The organism is Aporhodopirellula rubra (assembly GCF_014192335.1).
GTDB lineage: Bacteria > Planctomycetota > Planctomycetia > Pirellulales > Pirellulaceae > Rhodopirellula > Rhodopirellula rubra.
The window spans coordinates 1-3,105 of record NZ_JACHXU010000056.1 but is presented as its reverse complement, the minus strand read 5'-3'; the positions used below and the strand labels follow the sequence as shown (position 1 = coordinate 3,105).

The following is a 3,105-nucleotide window of genomic DNA, read 5'->3' as shown; positions in this document are numbered from 1 at the left end:
TTCACGACGAGGTCAGCAATATCTTCAGCGGTCGGTTGGTTCGGTGCCGATTCCATGGCAAATATCCTTTAAAGAGTCACCCAAAGCCCCTAGCTCCCCCGGCTCTGCGCTCGAGATTGTAAATCACCGGAGATTCTAAGCCGACCCCAATTCAAGCTGCAAACCCGGTCATGCACCCTGAACAACGGCACACTCATCTCGCCATTTACCAAGCTTGGACACCCCGTTACGGTACTTTCGCGGGACTGCGGATCGTCGCGTAAGGCACTTCCGAATCGCACGATTTTCACCCAATGTCCTACTAATGGCAACTTATCTACTCGACTTCGACGGAGTGTTCTTCCGTTACGGCACGATGGAACCCTTGGAAGGCGACATCGAGTACGTTGCAGATTTGAAATCGAATGGGCACCGCGTCATTTTCTTGACAGCACGTCGACGCGGAGAAAATGATCCACCACATCTCACGGTTGAAAAAACCGAGCAAGCTCTCGCCCGCCTGGGGATCGAGTACGACGATATTATCGAAGGTGTGACGAGCCCCCGCGTGCTCGTCAACGACGAAGGCGCCTTAGCGATTGAGCATCCTCGCAACACGCCACTGCGCCGCATCACGTTAGAATCTTTACGACAACGGGCACGTTCAGAGAGGATTGAACGAATCCATCGCGCGCTCGCAGCGGTGTCTTGGGTCGCCTGGAAATACGCGTATAGCAGCGACGCGGACGACTACGTTCAGACGATCGTAATCGCAAAATCACTCGCAGACTGTGGCGGGTTTGATCATGCCGACCTCGTCGCCCGATACCGCCAGCCGACCGACTACAACTTCCACGGCGAAGAACCGCCCCCCAGTGGTATCCATCCAAACTACAAAGGGCAAATGTCGAAACTGCTTGAGAGCGACGCCCCGCTGTACGAAGCGACCGATGGAATTGCCGACGGTGCGGCCATGCGAGTCACGGCGATTGCGGCTTGTTTTTGGAGCTACCACTGTGACAAAGACCACGGAAAGTGAATCACGCACCAACATGAGAAGAGAATGTTCCTGCCTCCTCGTCGATTCTCACCGTTCCAGCGAATCATTCATGGACGCACGCTCAAGCAACGTATCCACGTCCAAGATGCCCTTCACCTCCGCGCGATCGGACAATTCGACAACTTCGTGAAGTCCCACGCTTACCACTGGCGAACGTCCGTCGACATCGACACGTTCCTGTCCATCGCGATCAGCATCCTGGCCGTCCGCCACGGATTGGATTCGATCGACGAAGAAGTATCTCAAGCACTCGCGATGTTTGACGACGACCTCACTACACTGTCCACAAAATTAGCGTGTGGCCCCAATTCGGCGTCTCGACACTCTTCACAACCGGCAGGGGCAAACGGCATAATTTGACTGATCACGAACCCATCATTTGATTTCACCTGGGCCAACCTCGACACCTTCTCGTGTTGACCTACGGCGATGCAAAACGGCTTCGTAGCTTCCGTCCTGTTCCTCGACGTCGGTGCATGAATGAAACCTCGCGTTCAAAACAATCTCCCACTTCCCGAGGGCAGTCGTTACCTCCATCAAATCGCGTCAACGCCATTGGTACCAGTAACGTTAGAGGATGCTAACGTGAAAATTTGGTGCAAGCTGGAGTTCCTCAACCCGAGCGGTTCGACAAAGGATCGCATCGCAAGACACATCATTGAGAAAGCCTGGCGGGCTGGAAAAATCACACGTGGAAGCACCGTCGTGGAAGCCTCAAGCGGTTCAACGAGCATCGCATTCGCCCTCGCGTGCAGCCAGATGGGACTGCGGTTCATTGCCTTCATCCCCGAATCAGCGACCTCCGAACGAGAACTGATCATTCGTGCTTACGGAGGAATCGTCAAAAGAGTCCCTGGCAACATGACCGAAGTACTCCGTGCCGCAAAGGAAGCCAGCGAAGTTGAGGGTTGGTTTTTAGGACAGCAGTTTTCCAACGAAGACAACACCGAAGCACATCGGCTGTTCACCGGCTCCGAAATTCTCTCGCGAATCCCCGGTGGTTGCGTCGACGGTATCGTCAGTGGCGTTGGCACGGGCGGCACACTCCGCGGCCTCTATGAAGCATTCAGCAGCGCAGGTTGCGACGTGAGCGCACACGCCGCGATTCCCTGTGAAGGCAAACTCTTTGGAGCCAATGTCGAATGCTGCAGTCTGAGATTCAGCTCAAACGTGCCAGGTGTCGCTAATGGCATCAGTGACATTTACGCTCAGTGGAATTGCCCTCATCTCACGGAGTGGGAAATTAGCGACGACGAGTGCCTTGAACTGACTCGCCAACTATGGGCGAAGGGCTTCCCGGTCGGACCGAGTTCGGGACTCAACATGGCCGCCGCGATCCGGGTCGCCGAAACGTTAGGAAAGAACTGCGCGGTCGTGACCGTCTTTCCCGATCGGATGGAACGATATTTCTCGCACACAGTCTTCGACGGCCTGCGCCCGTGAACTCGGCGAAACAATAAACTCGGCGCAACAAAGCAGCATCAGAACGTGCCGCTGTCCACGGAAAATGTCGGCAACGGTTTTAGCATCTGACGAGACGTGCCTTGATATCCGATGCTCGTATTGACTCGGCTCACAATCGACCATGACGCGTCTGATTGCGATATCATGTTGGCGTGCCGCTACAGTTCGATTGTCCCCGCCGAGACTCAGCATGCGATCTTTGATTCACCGAATGGTTCACGCCGTCGTCGTTGCGTTGGCTTGTTGCTCATACACTCATGCCGATTGGCCACAATTTTTAGGCGAGCTTCGAAATGGCACGTCCCGCGAAACCGGTTTGCTCGACTCATTCCCGGATGACGGTCCAGAAGTCGTTTGGCGTGTTCCAGGCGGTGTTGGAATGTCGGCAGTGACCGTCGTAAATGATTTCGCGATCACAACGTTCAATGAAGCAGGAAAGCAAGTCCTCGTGGCTTTCGACACTGAATCGGGCGATCGTGTTTGGCAAACCGAACTGGCCAATGAATACGGGGATGTCCCATTCGTTGTTGAAACTCGTGATGGTCTCTCTAGTAAAAACGTAAGTGATCGGGTTTGAGTGGGCAACAAGCCCCACCTCCTGG

Annotated in this window: 4 protein-coding genes; 3 read left to right on the top strand and 1 reads right to left on the bottom strand. The window is 54.7% G+C overall.

What is annotated here, in order from left to right:
- Window positions 1-304 precede the first annotated feature (304 nt).
- From FHS27_RS30490 to FHS27_RS30480, 3 genes are all read left to right on the top strand, one after another.
- Complete coding sequence (locus tag FHS27_RS30490; protein WP_184310209.1) at window positions 305-1,018, top strand: ADP-ribosylglycohydrolase family protein; 714 nt, start codon at window positions 305-307, stop codon at window positions 1,016-1,018.
- A 24-nt stretch (window positions 1,019-1,042) separates the two neighbouring features.
- The gene (locus tag FHS27_RS30485; RefSeq protein WP_184310207.1) at window positions 1,043-1,399 is read left to right on the top strand and encodes a hypothetical protein; all 357 of its coding nucleotides are present in this window, start codon (window positions 1,043-1,045) and stop codon (window positions 1,397-1,399) included.
- Between the two features lie 120 nt (window positions 1,400-1,519).
- The gene (locus FHS27_RS30480) at window positions 1,520-2,482 is read left to right on the top strand and encodes a PLP-dependent cysteine synthase family protein (RefSeq protein ID WP_184310205.1); all 963 of its coding nucleotides are present in this window, start codon (window positions 1,520-1,522) and stop codon (window positions 2,480-2,482) included.
- A gap of 346 nt (window positions 2,483-2,828) precedes the next feature.
- Here the strand turns inward: FHS27_RS30480 and FHS27_RS30875 are convergent.
- Window positions 2,829-3,105 (bottom strand): hypothetical protein (locus FHS27_RS30875; protein ID WP_221225511.1); only part of this gene is annotated, 277 nt, incomplete at its 5' end.

Excerpts from the sequence above, each read along its gene's own strand:
- FHS27_RS30480 (WP_184310205.1), top strand. The coding sequence starts at position 1,520 with ATGAAACCTCGCGTTCAAAACAATCTCCCACTTCCCGAGGGCAGTCGT.
- FHS27_RS30490 (WP_184310209.1), top strand. The coding sequence starts at position 305 with ATGGCAACTTATCTACTCGACTTCGACGGAGTGTTCTTCCGTTACGGC.
- FHS27_RS30485 (WP_184310207.1), top strand. The coding sequence starts at position 1,043 with ATGTTCCTGCCTCCTCGTCGATTCTCACCGTTCCAGCGAATCATTCAT.